Below are 19848 nucleotides of genomic sequence, written 5' to 3'. Positions count from 1 at the left end.
CTCACGATCTCCATCGGACGGGTGAGACGGGTGCTTGAACGCTTTTCCAACATTTCTTGGAGAATTTTCGAGCGCCACTCACGGCCCTGTCGAGTCACACCGGTAACGGCTAAATGGAGACCGAGCGCATTCGTGTCGACATGGCGACGCCATTCCCCGCGCACCCGCGAGACGACTCGACCCGCACGCCCCGGGGGGTCCGGGAGGTGCGGGCCGAGGGAGCGTGGGAGCGGTCAGCCGCTGCGGGACCGGCGTCGTCGCCGTCGCCAGGCGGCGAGGGGCACGGCGCCGACGAGGCCCATCGCGTACGGAGCGGCGACGGCCGCGGCGCCGGAGACCGGCACGCCGGCCGCCTCGGTGCCCTGGATGTCGGGCGAGCCGAGGGTGCCGAAACGGTCGAGCGGCCAGACGATCAGCGCGGCCTTGCCGATGACGTCGTCCACCGCGACGGTCCCGGAGTACTCGTCGCCGATGTGCGCCTTGGAGTCCGCCGACGCCGACCGGTGGTCACCCATCACCCACAGCCGGTCCTCAGGGACGGTCACCGGCCCGAACGCCCGGCTCTCCAGCGGGGTGTCCTCGAAGACGTAGGGCTCGTCGAGCGGTACGCCGTCCACGATGACCCGGCCCTCGGGATCGCAGCACTGCACCGTCTGGCCACCGGTGGCGATGACCCTCTTGACGAAGTCGTCCTCGCTGGGCGGGGCCACCCCGATCGCACGGCCCAGCCACAGCAGGCCGCTGGAAGCCCAGTTGCCGGGCTCCGCGACGTCGACCTCCGGGGACCAGCTCTCCGGACCCTCGAAGACGACGATGTCGCCGGGCTCGGGCTCGCCGAACCAGTAGGGCACCTTGTTGACCAGGACGCGGTCGCCGGTGCAGCCGGGGCAGCCGTGCAGGGTCCGTTCCATGGATCCCGACGGGATGAAGAACGCCTGCACGAGGAAGGTCTTCACCAGCAGCGCGAGCACGAACGCGATCAGCAGCAGCACCGGCAGCTCGCGCAGCAGCGAGCCCTTCTTCGCCTCCTGCTCGCGCCGGCGGGCGCGGCGGCCGGCGACGGGGCGGATGGGGCCGGTGTCGGCGGTGGACCCGGTCGCCCGGGGATCCTCCCCCTCCGGAACGACATCGGCGGGCCACCCGGGCCGGTCACTGCTCATCGGAGCCAGCGTACGGCCGCGGGAGACCCGCCGTGGTCAGGCCGGACCGGCCGGCCTCGCGTCGTCTCAGCGGGAGACGGGCTCGCGCTTCTCCTTGATCTTGGCGGCCTTGCCGCGCAGCTCGCGGAGGTAGTACAGCTTGGCGCGACGCACGTCACCGCGGGTCAGCACCTCGATCTTCTCGACGACCGGGGTGTGCACCGGGAACGTGCGCTCGACACCGACACCGAAGCTGACCTTGCGCACGGTGAAGGTCTCGCGGATGCCACCGCCCTGACGGCGGATGACGACGCCCTGGAAGACCTGGATGCGGGAGCGGTTGCCCTCGATGACGCGCACGTGCACCTTCACGGTGTCGCCCGGGCGGAACTCGGGGATGTCGTCGCGCAGCGAATCGGCGTCGAGTACGTCCAGGGTGTTCATCGCGGCAGTCCTGTCCTAGCGGTCATGTCGGTGCGGTGCGGACAGCAGGCGCCCCCGGCTGTCCGATCCGGGGCGCTGCGCTCCGGGCGGAGCTCGGCGTCGACGAAGCGATGCGTCCGCAGCAGCTCTCTACTGTGCCACATCTTCAGCCGACGAAGCGCGGCGGCCCTGTCCAGGGACCCGCCGCCAGCTCCGGCAGCAGGTCGGCGAGCTCGCGCGGCGCGAAGCTCTCGGCGCTGGCGGCGACCTCCGCGGCGCTCCACCAGCGGTGCGGCTGGGCACCGAGCAGCTCGAGTTCCGTGCGCCCGCTCGCGTCCACCTCGTGCTCGACGTCGCGCAGCACGAAGAAGGTCTCCCGGGAGTCGATCTGCACACCGGCGAACGGGCCGACGTGCCGGCGGAACCACACCGGGCCCTCCAGCGCGCCGGGGTCCACGACCAGGCCGATCTCCTCGGCCAGCTCCCGGGCCGCGGCCTCCCGCACCGCCTCCCCCGGCTCCACCCCGCCGCCGGGCGTGTACCAGAACAGCACGTCCCCGGGCGGGACGGCGGGGTCGGTGAGCCGGGCGCCGAGCAGCAGCACCCGCCCGGACGGGTCGAGCACCACGACCCGCGCGGTGGGCCGTACCCAGGCGCGGTCGGTCACTCGCCGAGCACCGCGCGGTCGGCGTCGGTCAGCGCACCGTCGGGCAGCGCCGCCAGCAGGTCCGGACGCCGCTCCGCCGTCCGCCGCAGGGACTCCGCCCGGCGCCACCGGGCGATCGCGGCGTGGTCGCCGGACAGCAGCACCGGCGGGACGTCGTGACCGCGCCAGGACGCCGGCCGGGTGTAGGAGGGGCCCTCCAGCAGCCCGTCGGCGTGCGAGTCGTACTCCACGGACTCCCGGTTGCCCACGACGCCGGGGAGCAGGCGGGTCACCGCCTCCACCATGACCAGCACCGCGGACTCGCCGCCGGCAAGGACGTAGTCGCCGATCGAGACCTCCGACACCGGTCCGGCCTCCGCGGCCCACTCGGCGACGCGCTGGTCGATGCCCTCGTAGCGGCCGCAGGCGAAGACCAGGCCGGGCTCGGCGGCCCACTCGGCGGCCACGGCCTGCGTGAAGGGGCGGCCGGCCGGGGTCGGCACGACGAGGCGGGTGCCGGGCGGGCGGACGGCCTCGAGGGCGCGGGCCCAGGGCTCGGGCTTCATCACCATGCCGGGACCGCCGCCGTAGGGGGCGTCGTCGACGGTGCGGTGGGGGTCGTCGGTCCACTGCCGCAGGTCGTGGACGCCCACGCGGACCAGGCCGCGCTCGGCGGCCTTGCCCAGCAGGGACTGCCGCAGCGGCGCCAGGTACTCGGGGAAGATCGTGACGACGTCGACCCGGAAGGGCGCGCTCACAGGTCGAGCAGCCCCTCGGGCGGGTCGATGACGAGGGAGCCGCCGGCGACGTCGACGGTCGGGACGATCGCCGTCACGAACGGCACGAGCAGCTCCCCGCCCTCGACCCGGCGGACGACGAGCAGGTCGGCGCCCTCGTGGCGGACCGCGCTCACGGTGCCGAGCTCGGTGCCGTCGGGGAGCCGGGCGGTCAGGCCGACCAGCTGGTGGTCGTAGTAGTCGTCGGGGTCCTCGAGCGCGGGCAGCGCCGCGACGGGCACGTGCAGCTCGGTGTTGCGCAGTTCCTCGGCCGCCTCGCGGCTCTCCACGCCGTCGATCGACAGCAGGAGGACCTCGCGGTGCCAGCGGCGGCCGGCGACGGTGAGCGGCCCGCGGTCGGCGGGCTCGGTGCGCAGGACCGCGCCGGGGGCGAAGCGGAGGTCCGGGTCATCGGTGCGGACCTCGACGGTGACCTCACCACGGACACCGTGGGGCCGGCCGATGCGGCCGACCACCACGGTGTCGTCGGGCTCTGTGCTCACCAGGGTGGTGCTCGGGAGAGACGCTCAGCGCCCGTCGGTGTCGACGACGTCGACCCGCAGGCCCCGGCCGCCGACACCGGTCATCACGGTGCGCAGCGCCTTGGCGGTGCGTCCACCGCGGCCGATGACCTTGCCGAGGTCGTCGGGGTGCACCCGGACCTCGAGGGTCTTGCCGCGACGGTTGCTCAGCAGGTCGACCTGGACGTCCTCGGGGTGGTCGACGATGCCCTTGACCAGGTGCTCGAGCGCCTCTTCCAGCACGTCTTACTCGGCGGGCGTCTCGGCGGCGGCAGCCGCGTCGGCCTGGGGAGCGGCCTTCTTCTTCGGAGTGGTGGCGCCGGCGGCCGGCTCCTCACCGGAGTTGCGGACCGCCTCCTCGTAGAGGGCCTTCTTGTCCGGCTTCGGGGCGGCGACCTTCATGGGCGGCGGCGCGGGCTCGCCCTTGAACTTCTGCCAGTCACCGGTGACCCGGAAGATGGCCGCGACCGGCTCGGTCGGCTGCGCGCCGACACCCAGCCAGTACTGCGCCCGCTCGGAGTCGACCTCGATGAAGGAGGGCTCCTCCTTCGGGTGGTACTTGCCGATCGTCTCGATGACGCGGCCCTCGCGCTTGGTGCGGGAGTCGGCGACGACGATGCGGTAGTACGGCGCGCGCATCTTGCCCAGGCGCATGAGCTTGATCTTGGTGGCCACGGTGTGTGGTGTTCTCCTCGAACGCAGGTCGTGTGCCCGCCCGGAGCGGCGCGTGGGGGTACGCCGGGGGCGGTGCGGCTGGACACGGCCGGCAACGGTGAGAGGGCCGCCCACCGCCGTGTTCGACCGTCCATTGTGCCAGATGCGCGGGGGCCGCTCGCGTCGAGCGCGGACGGCCCCGTCCGGAGGCTCGCCGCGAGCCCGGGTGACGTGAGGGAACGGCTTCCCTCCAGGGTCCCGCGTCGAGCGTGCGAGGCGTGGGGGGAAGGGAGGCCCGGCTTCAGGCCGGCCGCACCTCCACCAGGTTGTCCGAGAACGTCGGGGCGCGGCCGAGGTCGGCGAAGACCGAGGGGCTCAACGCGTTCACCGTGGCTCCTCCGGAGTGCTTGCGCCAGGCGCCCATCGGGGAGACGACGACGCCGCGGGCGACGTCCGCCGTGACGTGCAGCCGGGCGGCGAAGCGGCCCCGGTCGTTGACGACCCGGACCTCGGCACCGTCGGCCAACCCCCGGGCGGCGGCGTCCTCGGGGTGCATGTGCAGGGTGGCGCCGCCCTGCACGCGCTGCTGGCCGGGCCGGTCGGCGAAGCTGGAGTTGAGGTAGGCGTGCGACTTCGGCGACAGCAGCGTCAGCGGGTACCGGCCGTCCGGCCGCTCCCGTGGCGGGACGTAGTGCGGCAGCGGGTCCACCGGTTCGCCGGGCTGGTGCTCGGTGGACCCCTGACGGAACAGCGGCAGGACGAAGTTGCCGCCAGCGGCGGCCGAGGAGACGAACTCCACCTTGCCCGACGGCGTCGGGAAGCCGCCTTCGGCGTGCGGGGCGTACGCGTCCGGGCCGGGCAGCCGCAGCCGCGCCCAGCCGTCCCGCGCCAGGGTCTCCGGCGTGATGCCGTCCAGCACCGGCGAGGACCAGTCGAACGCCTCGGCGATCATCTGCTCGTCCGTCCTGGTGAAGGCCGCATCGGTGAAGCCCATGCGTGCGGCCAGCCGGCGGAACAGCTCGGTGTTGGACACCGCCTCCCCCAGCGGCGCCACGGCGGGCTGGTTCATCGTCACGTAGAAGTGGCCCCAGGAGAACATCAGGTCTCGCTGCTCGAGCTGCGTCGTCGCCGGCAGCACGATGTCGGCGTAGTCGGCGGTGTCGGTGAGGAAGTGCTCGCTGACCACGGTGAACAGGTCCTCGCGGGCGAGCCCGGCGATCATCCGGTCCTGCTCGGGGCAGACCACCAGCGGGTTGCTGTTGTAGACCATCAGCGCCCGGATCGGCGGGTCCAGCTGCAGCTCGCCGGTCAGCGCGCGGCCGAGCAGCCACTGGTTGACCACGCGGGTGCCCGGCCGGATGAACTCCGCGCCGAGGAACGCCGGCCAGTTCACCGGGAAGGCCCACAGCGGCAGCTGCAGGAGCCCGCCGCCCGGCCACCGCCACGCCCCGGTGAGCGCCGGCAGGCAGGAGATGGCGCGCACGGTCTGCCCGCCGCCGGCGTGCCGCTCGATCGCGACACCGATCCGGATGACCGACGGGCTGGCCGCGGCGTACTCGCGGGCCAGCGTCCGGATGTCCTCGGCGGGGATGCCCGTCTCCCCGCTCGCCCACTCCGGGGTGTACTCCCGCACGCGCTCCGCCAGTTCGTCGAAGCCGACGGTGTACCGCGCGACGTAGTCCCGGTCGGTCAGGTCCTCACCGATGATCACGTGCATCATCGCCAGCGCCAGCGCACCGTCGGTGCCCGGCCGGATCGGGATGTACCAGTCGGCGTGCTGGGCCGTCCGGTGGCGGACGGGGTCGATGACGACGACCTTGGCCCCGCGCCGCTGCGCCTCGGCGACGAACGGCCACAGGTGCAGGTTGGTGCTGAGCATGTTGTTGGCCCAGATCACGATGTAGCGCGCGTGCACGAACGACTCCGGGTCGACGCCGGCGGTCGGCCCCACGGTCATCGCGTAGGCGGTGCACGAGCCCGAGTCGCAGTAGGTGCGCTCACTGATGGTGGCGCCCAGCCGGTTGAAGAACGGGTCGCCGACGTTGAGGCCGTTGAGGATCCCCTGGGTGCCCAGATAGCTGACCGGCATGATCGCCTCGGGCCCGGAGGTCTCGGCGATCCCGGTGAAGCGCGCGGCGATCTCGTCCAGCGCGTCGTCCCACGAGATCCGCTCGAACCGCCCGCTGCCCTTGGGGCCGGTCCGCCGCAGCGGGTGCAGCACCCGGTCGGGGCTGTACACGGTGCGCTCGTAGTCGTTCATCTTCACGCAGAGCCCGCCCCGGGTGTACGGGTGCGACCGGTCGCCGCGGACCCGGACGGCCCGGCCGTCCTCGACGGTCACCTCGAGCGCGCAGGTGTCCGGACAGTCCAGCGGGCAGGCCCCGTGCACCGTCGTCGTCCCCGGCATGGGCAGGTCGGTCACCGACATGGTCGCCTCCTCCCCGGCGCCGCGACCCCGGCGCACGGTGCCGCGATCCTGGCGCGCCGCGCGCGGGAGGACCCGACGGTGCGTGCCAGGTCCTCGACCGCCGGCGCCCGCGTCGGCGCACTTCCGCAGGCCGGGACCGCGTGGCACCCTCTGCCCGTCGTCCGCAGGTTCCGGGGAAGCGCCGCGTAGGACGCGCGGCCGACCGTCAGCGAGGCCCCATGCCGACACCGACGACCGCCCGCTCCGCCGGGGTCCGGTCCTGGCAGGCGCTGCTCGGCGAGCACTTCGTCGACCTCGACGTCCTCCCGGCCGTCGACGGCCCGCTCCCCGGCGAGGTCCGCAGCCGGGCCGTGGGGTCGCTGCAGCTGTCGCGGGTGCGGTCGATCGACCAGCGGGCCCTGCGCACCCCGGGCCTGGCTCGCTCCGACCGGCGGCACTACGTGCAGGTCGGCCTGCTGGAACAGGGTCGTGCCCGGGTGCAGCAGGACGGCCGGGAGTGCTGGCTGGAGCCGGGCGACTACACCGTCTACGAGACCGACCGCGCCTTCTCTTGGGAGCTGCGGACCGGTGACGCCCCGACCTGGTCGCTGCTCGTCCTCACCTGGTGCCGGCCAGGACCGGTGCCGCCCGGGGAGGGGCTCAGCGCACTGCGGATGGACGGCTCCTCCGGGCTGACCGGCGTCCTCGGCAGGATGATCCGCGACCTGGTCGACAGCTCCGACGTCGTCGGCGCGGACCCCGGGGACAGACTCGCCGACGAGCTGCTCCAGCTGGTCGCCACCGCGGCCGGCGCCGTTCCGCTCCCGCCAGCACCGGCGGCGCGGACCGACCGGGCCCTGCTCGCGGCCGTCCGGGCCCACGTGGAGGAGCACCTCGCCGACCCGACGCTGGACCCCCGGTCGATCGCGGCCGCCCACTTCATCTCCGTGCGCCAGCTGCACCGGTTGTTCGCCGGCGAGCAGGAGACCGTCGCGCGCTACGTGCGGCGGCGCCGGCTGGAGCGGGCCCGCGCGGAGTTGGCCCGCAGCGGCGCGCGCGAGCTCCCGCTCGCCGTCGTCGCGCACCGCTGCGGCTTCGCCGACCCCTCCGTGTTCGGCCGCGCCTTCCGCGCGGCCTACGGCGTCACGCCGTCGCGCTACCGGGCGCTGTCCGCAGGGGTCTGACGGACGGCGGCCAGCACCCGGGCGGCCGCCTCGCCGACCCGCACCTCCTCGCGCTCCCCCGTCGCCCGGTCGCGCAGCTCCACCACGCCCACGGCCAGCCCCCGGCCCACGGTGACGATGGTCGGCATCCCCAGCAGCTCGGCGTCCTTGAACTTGACCCCGGGCGAGACCTTGGGCCGGTCGTCGTAGAGCACGGTGAGCCCGGCGGCGACCAGCTCCTGGGCCAGCGACTCGGCGGCCTCGAAGACCGCGGCGTCCTTGCCGGTGGCCACGACGTGCACGTCGGCCGGCGCGACCTCCCGCGGCCAGACCAGGCCCAGCTCGTCGTGGGTGGACTCGGCGATCGCGGCCACGGCGCGGGAGACGCCGATGCCGTAGGAGCCCATGGTCACCGTGACGAGCTTGCCGTTCTCGTCGAGCACCTCGAGGCCCAGGGCCTGGGCGTACTTGCGGCCCAGCTGGAAGATGTGGCCCATCTCCACGCCGCGGGCGAGCTCCAGCGGGCCGGAGCCGTCGGGCGCGGGGTCACCGGGCAGCACCTCGGCGGCCTCGATGACGCCGTCCCAGGTGAAGTCCCGGCCGGCGACCAGGTCGAACACGTGCTTGCCGGGCTCGTTGGCCCCGGTGACCCAGCGGGTGCCGGGGACCACCCGCGGGTCGACGAGAAAGCGGATGCCCGACGCGCTGTCGGCGCCCAGCACCTGCGGCCCGATGTAGCCCTTGACCAGTTCCGGGTGACCCTCGAAGTCGGTGAACGGCTCCACCTCGGCCGGCGCGACCTGGGCCTCGAGCCGCTTGGTGTCGACCTCGCGGTCGCCGGGGATGCCGACGACGAGCGGCTCGCGGGTGCCGTCGGGGTGGACGAGGGTGACGACGACGTTCTTCAGCGTCGAGGCCGCGGTGTAGCCGGCGTCCGGGAACAGCTGCCGGGCGACCGCGACCAGCGTCTCGATGGTCGGGGTGTCGGGGGTGTCCTCGACGTGGGCCTCGGGCAGCCCGTCCAGGGGGATCGGCTCCGGGACGACGGTGCTGACCGCCTCGACGTTGGCGGCGTACCCACCGGGCGAGCGGACGAAGGTGTCCTCGCCGATCGGGGTGGGGTGCAGGAACTCCTCGCTCCTGGACCCGCCCATGGCCCCCGACATCGCCGAGACGATGACGTACTCCAGGCCCAGCCGGTCGAAGATCCGGATGTAGGCGTCGCGGTGGGCGGCGTAGCTCTTGTCCAGGCCGGCGTCGTCGACGTCGAAGGAGTAGCTGTCCTTCATCGTGAACTCGCGGCCGCGGAACAGCCCGGCCCGGGGCCGCGCCTCGTCCCGGTACTTGGTCTGGATCTGGTACAGCGACAGCGGCAGGTCCTTGTACGACGAGTACAGGTCCTTCACCAGGAGCGTGAACATCTCCTCGTGGGTGGGCCCGAGCAGGTAGTCCACACCCCGGCGGTCCTGCAGCCGGAAGAGGTTGGGGCCGTACTCGGTCCAACGGTTGGTGGCCTCGTAGGGCTCGCGCGGCAGCAGGGCCGGGAAGTGCACCTCCTGGGCGCCCATCCGGTCCATCTCCTCGCGGACGACGCGTTCGACGTTGCGGAAGACGCGGTAGCCCAGCGGCAGCCAGGTGAAGCCACCCGGCGCGGCCCGCCGGATGTAGCCGGCCCGCACGAGCAGGCGGTGGCTGGGGACCTCGGCGTCGGCCGGGTCGTCGCGCAGGGTGCGCAGGAACAACGTGGACATCCGCAGGAGCACGACGACATTGTCGGCCCACCGGCCGACACCGCGGCCAGGGGGCCTCCCCGAGCTGCGGAGAGCGTGTCCGCGCCGCCACTGGGGGAGCCTCCGGCCCCCGACTGACGCCCACTTCTGCTCGCGTCGACGCCCCTCGCGGGCGGCCCACGTGTGCGCGGTGACGGCTCACCTGGGTGTTCACGCTGCCGGGCTCGGTGCGGGGGGTCACCGAGCCCGGCAGCGGGTCCGTGGGTCGAGCGGGGTCAGTCGTCGTCGCGGTCGTCGGAGCGGTCGCCGCCGTCGTCGTCGCCGGGCGGGTCGTCGGAACCGTGGCCGCCGCCGAGCCGGCCGGTGGAGTCGTCGGTGCCCGGGGACGGTGAGGAGCCGGCGTCCTCGGGCCGGTTCTCGTCGGCGCGCACGCCCTCGTCCCGGAACGAGGGGACGCCGTCGGCGCAGGCGACGTGCACCTCCACCTTCCGCGTGGCGCTCTCGAACTCGACCTCACCGTGCTGGTCCTGGTCGTCGAGCCACCAGCCGGTCGCCGGTGCGGCCGCCACCTGCAGGATGCCGCCGTCGCAGGAGGCGAAGACCGTCCCCCCGACCGTGGCGTACTCCCCCGAGGCCGGCGCCGGGGCCGGGGACTGCGGCGCCGGGGTGGGCAGGGTGGCGTCGTCCGCGGAGGACGGCGCGGTGGACACCGACTCGGTGGCCGCGATCGGCCGGGTCACCGGTGAGGCCTCGGCGTCGACGAGGGACACGGCGAGGAACCCGACGCCGACGGCCGACGTCGCCGCGGCGGTCCAGAGGGCTGCGAGTGCAACGGTTCGCTTCATGCCGCAGACGCTTTCGCCGCGTCGGTCAAGCTCACGTCAAGAGCGTGACAAGTGCAGCCCCCGCGCTCATCCCCCTGACTTGGGGACACCCACCGCCCGCCCGGGGACGCCACGATGACGTCCATGGCCCACCTCCTCGTCGTGGAGGACGACGAGCGGATCCGCACCGCCGTGATCCGCGCCCTGCGCGACCGCGGCCACGCCGTGAGCTCCGCCGGCACCGCCCTGTCCGGTCTGCAGGCGGCCGTGGCGGAGCGGCCGGACCTGGTGGTTCTCGACCTGGGGCTGCCCGACCTGGACGGCGGGGAGCTGCTGCGGATGCTGCGGGCGGTGTCGGCGGTACCGGTCGTCGTCGCGACCGCGCGGGACGACGACGCCGACGTCGTCCGGGCCCTCGACGCGGGCGCCGACGACTACGTGGTCAAGCCCTTCTCCGCGGGCAGCTCGAGGCCCGCATCCGCGCCGTGCTGCGGCGGGCCGCGGGTGCCGACACCGGCCCCGCCCCGCTCGCGGTCGGGGACCTGACCGTCGACCCGCGCAGCCGCCGGGTCACCCACGCCGGCCGCCCGGTCGAGCTCTCACCGAAGGAGTTCGACCTGCTGGCCCACCTCGCCGCCCGCGCCGGCACCGTCGTCTCGAAGCGGGAGCTGCTCACCGAGGTCTGGCAGCAGCCCTACGGCGGGTCCGACCGGACCGTCGACGTCCACCTGTCCTGGCTGCGGCGCAAGCTGGGCGAGTCCGCCGCCGAGCCCCGGCTCCTGCAGACGGTCCGCGGGGTCGGCGTGCGCCTCGCCGAGCCCGGCTCGTGAGACGCCGGATCACCCTGCTGGTGGCGGCGACGACGTCGGTCGTGCTGCTGGCCTTCCTGCTCCCGGCCTCCTCGCTGGTGGCCCGCGTCGCGGAGGCCCGCGCGCTCGACGCCGCGCGCGTGGAGCTGCAGCTGCTCGTCCCCACCGTGGGCCTCGGCTCCCGGGAGGAGGTCGCCGCGGGTCCGCTCGCCCTCTCCGGCGACCGCCTGGCGGTGCGGTGGAGCGACGGCACGTGGCTCGGCACGGAGGGCGTGCTCGGGGACGACCCGGCACCGGCCGGCGCGGAGCAGCGCGAGACCGCGCAGGGCACCCACCTCCTCCAGCCGGTCCGCCGCGAGGGCGGGACGGCGGTGCTCGAGGTGTTCGTCCCGGCGGCCGAGCTCCGCACCGGGGTGGCCGGGACCCGCCTCGTGCTGGTCGGCCTGGGTCTGGTCCTGCTGCTGCTCGCGCTCGTGGTCGCCGACCGGGTGGCCCGCTCGCTCACCTGTCCGCTGAGCGAGCTGGCGACGACGGCGCAGCGGCTGGGCAGCGGCGACCTGTCGGCCCGCGTGACCCCGGACGGGCCGCCGGAGGTCCGCGAGGTGGGGTCCGCGGTCAACCGGCTGGCCGGCCGGATCGGCGAACTGCTCGCCGACGAGCGGGAGGCCGCCGCCGACCTCGCGCACCGGCTGCGCACCCCGCTGACCGCCCTGCGGCTGGACGTCGAGGCCCTGCCGGCAGCCGAGCGGGACCGTCTCCGGGCCGACGTCGACGCCCTCGGCCGCGGGATCGACGAGGTGATCGCCGAGGCCCGGCGCAGCGTGCGGGAGGGACTGGGTGCGGGGTGCGACGCGGCGGTGGTGGTCCATGAGCGGGTTCGCTTCTGGTCGGTGCTCGCGGAGGAGGAGCGCCGCCCGCTCGCCGTGGACGTCCCCGGCAGGCCGCTCCCGGTGCGGGTGTCCGACGCCGACCTCGGCGCGGCCGTGGACGCGCTGCTGGGCAACGTCTTCGCGCACACCCCCGAGCGCACCGGGCTGCACGTGGCCGTCGGTCCACGGGACGGCGGCGGAGCGCTGGTGACGGTGCGCGACGACGGCCCGGGGCTGCCGGTGGCGGCGGTGCGACGGGGGTACAGCGGAGGGGGCTCGACCGGCCTGGGGCTGGACATCGCCCGCCGCACCGCCGAGGGCTCCGGCGGGGCGCTGCGGGTGGCGTCCTCCCCCGCCGGCACGGACGTCACCCTGGAGCTCGGGCCGCCCCCGGGCTAGCAGACCAGGCCGCGCAGCACGATGTGCCGGGGCCGGGCGAGGGTGTCGAGGTCGGCGCGCGGGTCGGCGTCGTAGACGACGAGGTCGGCCGGCGCCCCCTCCTCGATGCACGGCAGCCCGAGCCAGGACCGCGCCGACCAGGAGGCGGTCGCCAGCGCCGCCTCGGCCGGGATCCCGGCGGTGTGCAGCGCGCGCACCTCGTCGGCGATCCGGCCGTGGTCGATGCCACCCCCGGCGTCGGTGCCGGCGAACACCGGCACCCCGGCCTCGAACGCCGCCCGGACCACCGCACCCGACGACGCGTACAGCCGCCGCATCGTGCTCGCGTAGGCAGGGAACCGGCGCTCCCCCGCCTCGGCGAACCCGGGGAAGTTCTCGACGTTGACCAGCGTCGGGACGACGGCGGTGCCGCGGGCGGCCATCTGCCCGATGAGCTCCTCGGTCAGGCCGGTGCCGTGCTCGATGCAGTCGATCCCCGCGCCGATGAGGTCGGGCAGCGCGTCGGTGCCGAACGTGTGCGCGGTGACCCGCGCCCCCTCCCCGTGCGCGGCGGCGATCGCGGCGGCGAGCGCGTCGGCGGGCCACTCGGGTGCCAGGTCGCCGACGCCGCGGTCGATCCAGTCCCCCACCAGCTTCACCCAGCCGTCGCCGCGGCGGGCCTGGACCCGCACCTCCTCGACCAGCGCGTCGGGCTCGATCTCGATGCCCAGGCCGGGGAGGTAGCGGTGGGTGCGGGCGATGTGCCGGCCGGCGCGGACGATCGTCGGCAGGTCCGGCTCGTCGTCCAGGGCCCGGGTGTCGACCGGCGAGCCACAGTCCCGCAGGGCCAGCACCCCTGCGGCCCGCTCCTCCAGGGCCTGTGCCCGCAGCCCGGCGAGGTCCTCGACGTGCACTCCCCCGCGCCCGATGCCGACGTGGCAGTGCGCGTCGACCAGACCGGGCACCAGCCAGCCGCCGCAGCTGACCGTCTCGGCGCCCGGCACCGGCTCGAAGGTGATGCGGCCGTCGCGCACCCAGAGGTCGCGGTGCTCCCCCTCGGGCAGGACGACGCCGGCCAGGTGCAACCACACCGCGCTCACCGGGAGGGCCGCTCGTCCCCGGGCTGGTTGAAGTTCAGCTTGGTGAGGTCGGGCAGGCCCTGCCCCGGCGGCAGCCCGGGCATCCCGCCCGGCATCCCGCCGCCGGGGAAGCCCGCGCCGAAGGGGTTGCCGGCGCCCGGGGGCAGGCCCGGGGCGCCCACGGGCCGGCGGGCGGGGCCGCCCTTGCCCTTCCCCTTGCCCTTCTTGCCCTTCTTGGACTGGGCCTGCATCTGCCGCCCGCGGGCCTTCTTCGACATGGGGCCCACACCCGGCAGGCCCATGCTGCCGGCCATCTGGCCCATCATCTTCTGGGCCTGCGCGAAGCGCTCCAGCAGCTGGTTGACCTCGGTGACGGTGACGCCGGACCCGTTGGCGATGCGCACCCGCCGCGACGAGTTGATGATCTTGGAGTTGACCCGCTCCTCCGGTGTCATCGAGCGGATGATCGCCGCGGTGCGGTCCAGGTCGCGGTCGTCGACCTGCTTGAGCTGCTCCTTCATCGCGCCGGCACCCGGCAGCATGCCGAGCAGGTTGGCGATCGGGCCCATCTTGCGGATGGCCATCATCTGCTCGAGGAAGTCCTCGAGGGTGAAGCCCTCGCGACTGACGAGCTTGCCGGCCATCTTCTCGGCCTGCTCGGCGTCGAACGCCTGCTCGGCCTGCTCGATGAGGGTGAGGACGTCGCCCATCCCGAGGATGCGCGAGGCCATCCGCTCGGGGTGGAAGACGTCGAAGTCGGTGAGTTTCTCGCCGGTGGAGGCGAACATGATCGGCTGCCCGGTCACGTGCCGCACGGAGAGCGCCGCACCACCGCGGGCGTCACCGTCGAGCTTGGTGAGGACGACGCCGGTGAAGCCGACGCCGTCGCGGAAGGCCTCGGCGGTGGTGACGGCGTCCTGACCGATCATCGCGTCGACGACGAACAGCGTCTCGTCGGGCCGCACCACGTCACGGATCCCGGCGGCCTGCGCCATCATCTCGGCGTCGATGCCCAGCCGGCCGGCGGTGTCGACGACGACGACGTCGTGCATGGTGCGCCGCGCGTGCTCGATCGAGTCGGCGGCCACGCGGATGGGGTCGCCGACGCCGTTGCCCGGCTCGGGGGCGTAGACGTCGACCCCCGCCTGGCCGGCGACGATGGCGAGCTGGTTGACCGCATTCGGCCGCTGCAGGTCGGCGGCGACCAGCAGCGGGGTGTGCCCCTGGGCCTTGAGCCAGCGGCCGAGCTTGCCGGCCAGGGTCGTCTTACCGGCGCCCTGCAGACCGGCGAGCATGATCACCGTCGGCGACTGCTTGGCGTAGCGCAGCCGCCGGGTCTCCCCGCCGAGGATCTCGATGAGCTCCTCGTTGACGATCTTGATGACCTGCTGCGCGGGGTTGAGCGCCTGGGAGACCTCGGCGCCGCGCGCCCGCTCCTTGACGGCGGTGATGAACGACCGCACCACCGGCAGCGCGACGTCGGCCTCGAGCAGCGCGATGCGGATCTCGCGCGCGGTCGCGTCGATGTCGGCGTCGGTCAGCCGGCCCTTGCCGCGCAGGCCGCTGAAGACCTTGTCCAGGCGGTCGGAGAGGGTCTCGAACACAGCACGTCCTCAGCAGTTCTCGCGGGCGCGGCCGGCCGGTCGCTCCGACCGGCTGCTCGGCCTCCGGCGTCCGGGGAGCCCCGGGGCCGTCGCGCCACCTCCGACCCAGCCTAACGAGCGCGGGGCCCACGAGGGCGGGATCGCCCGGTCGGCCCTGTCCCGGGCACCGCCCTGAGCCCCCGACCTCCTGGAACGGCCACCCTTCAGGGGCCCTCCGCCTGAGCCTGCGAGGCGTGGGGGAAGGGCGGTCCTTCTTCAGGCGGCGCGGCGCACGGGCAGGGCCGCGGCCGCCGTCGGCGCGGCCGTGAACACCGCCGTCCCGCAGTCGGCGCAGGCCCACTCGGGGCAGTCGCCGCCGTCCTCGGTGTGCCCGTCCACGCAGGGCGGCTGGACGAACTCGCGATCGCCGTCGCAGGAGGGACAGGCCCAGACCCTGCCCTCGGCTGCGGCGACCTCGAAGGACTGGCCGGTCATTGCGGTGCCTCCCTGCGGTCGTCGTCGGGACCGTTCCGTCCCGCTCGCTCCTCGACGGTGGCACGGGGGTACGACAGGACCGCGGACCTCAGCCCGGCGTGTCCCCCCGGCCGGCGACCGCGTCGGGCACCGCCCCGCGGACGGCGGCGGTCAGCGCGGCCTCCACGCGGGCCCGCTGGTCGGTGCCGATCGGCTCCCCGGAGGGGTTGGCGACGTAGAAGTGGTCGGCGGCGTCGGCGCCGAGGGTCTCGATCCGCGCCGACGTGACGTCCAGGCCCTCGGTCACCAGCGCCGCGGTCAGCCGGTAGAGCAGCCCGGCCCGGTCCCCCGCCCGGACCTCGACGATCCCGGTCGCGTCGCCGGTCACCTCGCCGTTGTGCCAGGAGATCCGCGGCGGCGTGGCCCGGGCGGCGTCCTCGCGGTAGTCGACCTCCCGCTGCCGCAGCCGCTCGGCCAGCGGCAGCGTGCCCTCCAGGGCCGCCCGCACGGCGTCGGCCAGGATCGAGGCCACCGGTGCCCGGCCGAACCGCGGCCGGACGGCGAAGACGGCGGTGGCCCGGTCGCCGACGACGTTGACCTTGGCGGCGCGCACGTCCAGCTGGTTGAGCGCCAGCACGCCGGCGAGCTGGCTGAACAGGCCGTGCCGGTCGGGGGCGACGATGGTCACCTGCTGGCCGTCGGCGACGTCCTCCACGCCGACGGAGATGCCGGTGGAGGCGTCGGTGCGCACCTGCGGCTCGGCCGGGTGCAGCACCGGCTCCGGCTCGGGCACCGGGGCGCCGCCCAGCCGGGCCTGCACACGGGCGACCAGGGCGGCGACCAGGTGGGCCTTCCACGGGGACCACGCCGAGGAGCTGGTCGCGGCGCCGTCGGCCTGGGCCAGCGCGTGCAGCAGGTGCAGCAGCGCCGGGTCGGAGCCGAGGGTGGCGGCCACCCGTTCGACGGTGGCCGGGTCGTCGATGTCGCGCCGGGTGGCGGTGTCGGGCAGCAGCAGGTGGTGGCGCACCATCGCGGCCACCGTGGCGACGTCGGCCTCGGCGAACCCCATCCGGGTGGCGATCCGCGCCGCGATCGGCTCGCCGACCTCGCTGTGGTCGCCGGGCCAGCCCTTGCCGATGTCGTGCAGCAGCGCGCCGACCAGCAGCAGGTCGGGCCGGTCGACGTCCCGGGTGAGCTCGGCGGCGGCCGCGGCGGCCTCCACCAGGTGCCGGTCGACGGTGAACCGGTGCCAGGGGTGGCGCTGGGGCAGCGAGCGGACCCGGTCCCACTCCGGCAGCAGCCGCGACAGCAGCCCCTCCTGGTCCAGCTGCTCGAGCACCGGTACCGCCGAGCGGCCGCTGGCCAGCAGCCGCAGGAACGACCAGCGCACCTCCGCGGGCCACGGCTCGGGCACCGGCGGGGAGTGCACCGCGAGCACCTTGAGGGTGTAGGGGGACAGCAGCAGGTCCTCGCGCGCGGCGGCGGCCGCGCCCCGCAGCACCAGGCCGGGGTCGGCGGCGGGGCGGGCGTCGCGGGCGAGCACGACCTCGTCGCCCTGGCGGACGACGCCCTCGGCCAGCGGCTCCCGGCGCACCCGGCGGTAGCGGGCTCGGGGACGGCGGACCAGCGCGGCCTCCACCCGCCGCCACGTCTCGTCGGCGACGAAGGCCAGCCGGCGCCCGGCCAGGCTCACCTCGCGCAGCAGCGCGTCCTCGTCTGGCAGCCCGACCGCGACCGCGACCGGGCGCTGCTCCTGCCGGACCAGCACGTCGGTGGGCCGCCCGGAGCGGCGGCGCAGCTCGTCGCGGACGTCGAGCAGGAACGCGTAGGCCTGCTCTACCTCGGCGGCCGGCTCGTCGGCCAGCTGCGCGGCGGCCACCGCGCGCAGCACCTGCCCCTCCCGGAGGCCGCCGTAGGCCTCCTTGAGGTCGGGCTCCAGGAGGAAGGCCAGCTCGCCGACCTGCCGGGCGCGACCACGGCGCAGGTCGCGCAGCTGGGGCAGCAGCCGGGACGCCGACTGCCGCCAGCTGCCGAGGGTGGCGGTGCGCAGCGCGGCGGCCAGACCGGTGTCCCCGGCGACGAACCGGACGTCGAGCAGCCCGAGCCCGGCCTTGGCGTCGGTCGAGGCCACGCCGACGGCCTCGGCGACGGTGCGCACCGAGTGGTCCAGGCGCAGCCCGGCGTCCCAGATCGGGTACCAGACCGCGTCGGCCAGGGCGGCGATCTCGGGACGGCCCTCGTGGACGAGGACGAGGTCGAGGTCGCCGTGCGGCGGCGGCTCCCGGCGGCCGAGGCTGCCGACCGCCACGAGGGCGATCCCGTCGGTCCCGGTGAGCGGTGGCGGTCCCCCGCGGCGCGGCCGAGGGGGCGGTGTGCCCGCGACCGCCTCGTCGAGCAGGCCGGCCAGCCAGGCGTCGAGCACCTCGGTGCGCTCGGCCCGCGGCAGTGCGGGCAGCGACCCGGTGTCCAGCACGTCTCCCCCTCGGTCCTCGTCAGGCTGTCCTGGGAACGGCGTCGGCCGGGGTGGCAGGTACTCCTCCCACCCCGGCCGACCCGGTGTCGTGGCCCCCTTGCAGGGCCCCGCCCCGAGCGTGCGAGGGGTGGGGGCAGGGGGTCCTTCATTCAGAGGGCGTCGGCGCCGCGCTCGCCGGTGCGGACCCGCACGATCTCGTCGATCGTGGTCACCCACACCTTCCCGTCGCCGATCTGGCCGGTGGAGGCGGCCTCCACGATGGCGTCGACGACGCGGGCGGCCTCGACCTCCCCGACGACGACCTCGATGCGGACCTTCGGCACGAAGTCCACCTGGTACTCCGCCCCGCGGTAGACCTCGGTGTGGCCCCGCTGGCGGCCGAAGCCCTGCACCTCGCTGACGGTGAGCCCGGCGATGCCGATCAGCTCGAGGGCGTTCTTGACGTCGTCGAGCTTGAACGGCTTGACGATCGCGGTGACGAGCTTCACGCCCGGCTCCTCTCGGTGGGAACGGTGACGGCACGGGCGCTGCCTGCGTGCGCCTGGGTGCCCAGTGTCGCAGCGCCGCCGCCACCCCCGAGGGAGTCGAGGTCGTAGCCGGTCTCCGCGTGCACGACGGAGTCGATGCCCGTGACCTCGTCGGCCTCGGACACCCGGAAGCGCATGGCCTTGGCGATGACGACCCCGATGACGAGGGTCAGCACGAAGGAGTAGACCAGCACGACGCCGGCGCCCAGCGCCTGCCGCCACAGCTGGTCGACGCCGCCGCCGTAGAGCAGCCCGTCGACGCCGGCCGTGGTGGACGCCGAGGCGAACAGGCCCACGGCCAGGGTGCCCCACAGCCCGCCGACCAGGTGGACACCGACGACGTCGAGCGAGTCGTCGTAGCCCAGGCGGTACTTCAGGCCGACGGCCAGGGCGCACAGGACGCCGGCGATCAGCCCGATGAGGATCGCGCCGACCGGCGTCACCGACGAACAGGCCGGCGTGATGGCGACCAGGCCGGCGACGACGCCGGAGGCGGCGCCCAGCGAGGTGGCGTGCCCGTCGCGCAGCTTCTCGGTGAGCAGCCAGCCGAGGGTCGCGGCCCCCGTGGCGACCAGCGTGGTCACGAAGACCTCCGCGGCCTGCCCGTTGGCGGCCAACGCGGAGCCGGCGTTGAAGCCGAACCAGCCGAACCACAGGATCCCGGCGCCGATCATGACCAGCGGCAGGTTGTGCGGCCGCATCGGGTCGCGCCCGAAGCCGCGCCGCCTGCCCAGCACGAGGGCGAGCGCCAGGCCGGCCGCACCGGCGTTGATGTGCACCGCCGTGCCGCCGGCGAAGTCGATGGCCAGCAGGTCGTTGGCGATCCAGCCGCCGGTCTCGGACTCCGCGCCGTCGAAGGCGAAGACCCAGTGCGCGACCGGGAAGTAGACCAGGGTCGCCCAGACGCCGGCGAAGACCATCCACGGGCCGAAGCGGGCCCGGTCGGCCACGGCGCCGGAGATGAGCGCGACGGTGAGGATGGCGAACATGGCCTGGAAGGCAACGAAGGCCATGGAGGGCACGGTGAAGACCAGGCTCTCGGGCTGGAAGCCGCCGTCCAGGCCGCTGGTGCCCAGGAGCGAGGAGAGCCCGAAGAACTCCAGCGGGTCGCCCAGCAGGCCGCCGCCGATGTCGTCGCCGAAGGCCATCGAGTAGCCGTAGAGCACCCAGAGCACGCTGATCAGCGCGAGCGCCCCGAAGCTCATCATCATCATGTTGAGGACGCTCTTCGCGCGGACCATGCCGCCGTAGAAGAGCGCCAGACCGGGTGTCATGAACAGCACCAGGGCGGCGCTGGCCAGGACCCATGCGGTGTCGCCGGTGTCCACGGCAACCTCCTGACGGATCGGCGTGGCCCGCGTCGGAGCGGGCCA

20 protein-coding genes are annotated in these 19848 nt (G+C 74.6%); 4 read left to right on the top strand and 16 right to left on the bottom strand.

Features of this window, described 5'->3' with window-relative positions:
• Positions 1 to 233: 233 nt before the first annotated feature.
• The 8 genes from lepB to ACI78Z_RS12175 form a co-directional block, all read right to left on the bottom strand.
• Positions 234 to 1160, bottom strand: a complete 927-nt coding sequence (gene lepB, locus ACI78Z_RS12210; protein WP_457036802.1) for a signal peptidase I — start codon at positions 1158 to 1160, stop codon at positions 234 to 236.
• A gap of 66 nt (positions 1161 to 1226) precedes the next feature.
• The gene (rplS, locus tag ACI78Z_RS12205) at positions 1227 to 1583 is read right to left on the bottom strand and encodes a 50S ribosomal protein L19 (protein WP_457036801.1); all 357 of its coding nucleotides are present in this window, start codon (positions 1581 to 1583) and stop codon (positions 1227 to 1229) included.
• Between the two features lie 145 nt (positions 1584 to 1728).
• Complete coding sequence (locus tag ACI78Z_RS12200) at positions 1729 to 2229, bottom strand: NUDIX hydrolase (RefSeq protein WP_457036800.1); 501 nt, start codon at positions 2227 to 2229, stop codon at positions 1729 to 1731.
• Positions 2226 to 2966, bottom strand: a complete 741-nt coding sequence (gene trmD / locus ACI78Z_RS12195; protein ID WP_457036799.1) for a tRNA (guanosine(37)-N1)-methyltransferase TrmD — start codon at positions 2964 to 2966, stop codon at positions 2226 to 2228. The genes ACI78Z_RS12200 and trmD overlap by 4 nt, the downstream gene beginning before the upstream one ends.
• Entirely contained in the window at positions 2963 to 3487 is a 525-nt protein-coding gene (rimM, locus tag ACI78Z_RS12190) for a ribosome maturation factor RimM (protein ID WP_457036798.1), read from the bottom strand. Before rimM ends, trmD begins: the two co-directional genes overlap by 4 nt.
• A gap of 24 nt (positions 3488 to 3511) precedes the next feature.
• Positions 3512 to 3748, bottom strand: a complete 237-nt coding sequence (locus ACI78Z_RS12185; RefSeq protein WP_457036797.1) for an RNA-binding protein — start codon at positions 3746 to 3748, stop codon at positions 3512 to 3514.
• Positions 3749 to 3751: 3 nt separating this feature from the next.
• The gene (rpsP, locus tag ACI78Z_RS12180; protein ID WP_457036796.1) at positions 3752 to 4180 is read right to left on the bottom strand and encodes a 30S ribosomal protein S16; all 429 of its coding nucleotides are present in this window, start codon (positions 4178 to 4180) and stop codon (positions 3752 to 3754) included.
• Between the two features lie 280 nt (positions 4181 to 4460).
• Entirely contained in the window at positions 4461 to 6587 is a 2127-nt protein-coding gene (locus ACI78Z_RS12175; protein ID WP_457036795.1) for a molybdopterin-containing oxidoreductase family protein, read from the bottom strand.
• 218 nt (positions 6588 to 6805) lie between these two features.
• On the opposite strand from ACI78Z_RS12175, the gene ACI78Z_RS12170 reads away from it, so the two are divergent.
• Positions 6806 to 7750, top strand: coding sequence for a helix-turn-helix domain-containing protein (locus ACI78Z_RS12170; protein WP_457036794.1), 945 nt, complete (start codon positions 6806 to 6808; stop codon positions 7748 to 7750).
• On the opposite strand, the gene ACI78Z_RS12165 is transcribed toward ACI78Z_RS12170, so the two are convergent.
• Positions 7723 to 9492 carry a proline--tRNA ligase gene (locus ACI78Z_RS12165; protein ID WP_457036793.1) on the bottom strand — a complete coding sequence of 590 codons (1770 nt, stop codon included), beginning with the start codon at positions 9490 to 9492 and terminating at the stop codon, positions 7723 to 7725. The two genes, ACI78Z_RS12170 and ACI78Z_RS12165, sit on opposite strands and share 28 nt — an antisense overlap.
• 242 nt (positions 9493 to 9734) lie before the next feature.
• Positions 9735 to 10304: a hypothetical protein gene (locus tag ACI78Z_RS12160; protein WP_457036792.1), complete on the bottom strand. Its 570-nt coding sequence runs from the start codon at positions 10302 to 10304 to the stop codon at positions 9735 to 9737.
• A 123-nt stretch (positions 10305 to 10427) separates the two neighbouring features.
• On the opposite strand from ACI78Z_RS12160, the gene ACI78Z_RS12155 reads away from it, so the two are divergent.
• The 3 genes from ACI78Z_RS12155 to ACI78Z_RS12145 are packed head-to-tail and all read left to right on the top strand — an operon-like array spanning position 10428 to position 12360.
• Positions 10428 to 10829: a response regulator gene (locus ACI78Z_RS12155; protein ID WP_457036791.1), complete on the top strand. Its 402-nt coding sequence runs from the start codon at positions 10428 to 10430 to the stop codon at positions 10827 to 10829.
• Positions 10769 to 11113 carry a winged helix-turn-helix domain-containing protein gene (locus ACI78Z_RS12150; protein ID WP_457036790.1) on the top strand — a complete coding sequence of 115 codons (345 nt, stop codon included), beginning with the start codon at positions 10769 to 10771 and terminating at the stop codon, positions 11111 to 11113. The genes ACI78Z_RS12155 and ACI78Z_RS12150 overlap by 61 nt, the downstream gene beginning before the upstream one ends.
• Positions 11110 to 12360: an ATP-binding protein gene (locus ACI78Z_RS12145; RefSeq protein ID WP_457036789.1), complete on the top strand. Its 1251-nt coding sequence runs from the start codon at positions 11110 to 11112 to the stop codon at positions 12358 to 12360. Before ACI78Z_RS12150 ends, ACI78Z_RS12145 begins: the two co-directional genes overlap by 4 nt.
• On the opposite strand, the gene ACI78Z_RS12140 is transcribed toward ACI78Z_RS12145, so the two are convergent.
• The 6 genes from ACI78Z_RS12140 to ACI78Z_RS12115 all read right to left on the bottom strand — a co-directional run bounded on the left by ACI78Z_RS12140 (position 12357) and on the right by ACI78Z_RS12115 (position 19803).
• A complete protein-coding gene (locus tag ACI78Z_RS12140; RefSeq protein WP_457036788.1) occupies positions 12357 to 13439 on the bottom strand; it encodes an amidohydrolase family protein in 1083 nt (360 codons plus the stop codon). The genes ACI78Z_RS12145 and ACI78Z_RS12140 overlap by 4 nt on opposite strands.
• The gene (gene ffh, locus ACI78Z_RS12135) at positions 13436 to 15022 is read right to left on the bottom strand and encodes a signal recognition particle protein (protein ID WP_457036787.1); all 1587 of its coding nucleotides are present in this window, start codon (positions 15020 to 15022) and stop codon (positions 13436 to 13438) included. Before ffh ends, ACI78Z_RS12140 begins: the two co-directional genes overlap by 4 nt.
• A 255-nt stretch (positions 15023 to 15277) precedes the next feature.
• Positions 15278 to 15496, bottom strand: a complete 219-nt coding sequence (locus ACI78Z_RS12130; protein WP_457036786.1) for a hypothetical protein — start codon at positions 15494 to 15496, stop codon at positions 15278 to 15280.
• Positions 15497 to 15584: 88 nt separating this feature from the next.
• Positions 15585 to 17948, bottom strand: coding sequence for a [protein-PII] uridylyltransferase (locus ACI78Z_RS12125; protein WP_457036785.1), 2364 nt, complete (start codon positions 17946 to 17948; stop codon positions 15585 to 15587).
• 149 nt (positions 17949 to 18097) lie between these two features.
• Entirely contained in the window at positions 18098 to 18436 is a 339-nt protein-coding gene (locus ACI78Z_RS12120) for a P-II family nitrogen regulator (protein WP_089304115.1), read from the bottom strand.
• On the bottom strand, positions 18433 to 19803 hold the full coding sequence (locus tag ACI78Z_RS12115; RefSeq protein WP_457036784.1) for an ammonium transporter: 1371 nt from the start codon (positions 19801 to 19803) through the stop codon (positions 18433 to 18435). Before ACI78Z_RS12115 ends, ACI78Z_RS12120 begins: the two co-directional genes overlap by 4 nt.
• Positions 19804 to 19848 lie beyond the last annotated feature (45 nt).

Source organism: Geodermatophilus sp. SYSU D01176 (assembly GCF_054050015.1).
The sequence above is the reverse complement of the archived record's forward strand: the minus strand, read 5'-3'. Positions and strand labels throughout refer to the sequence as shown.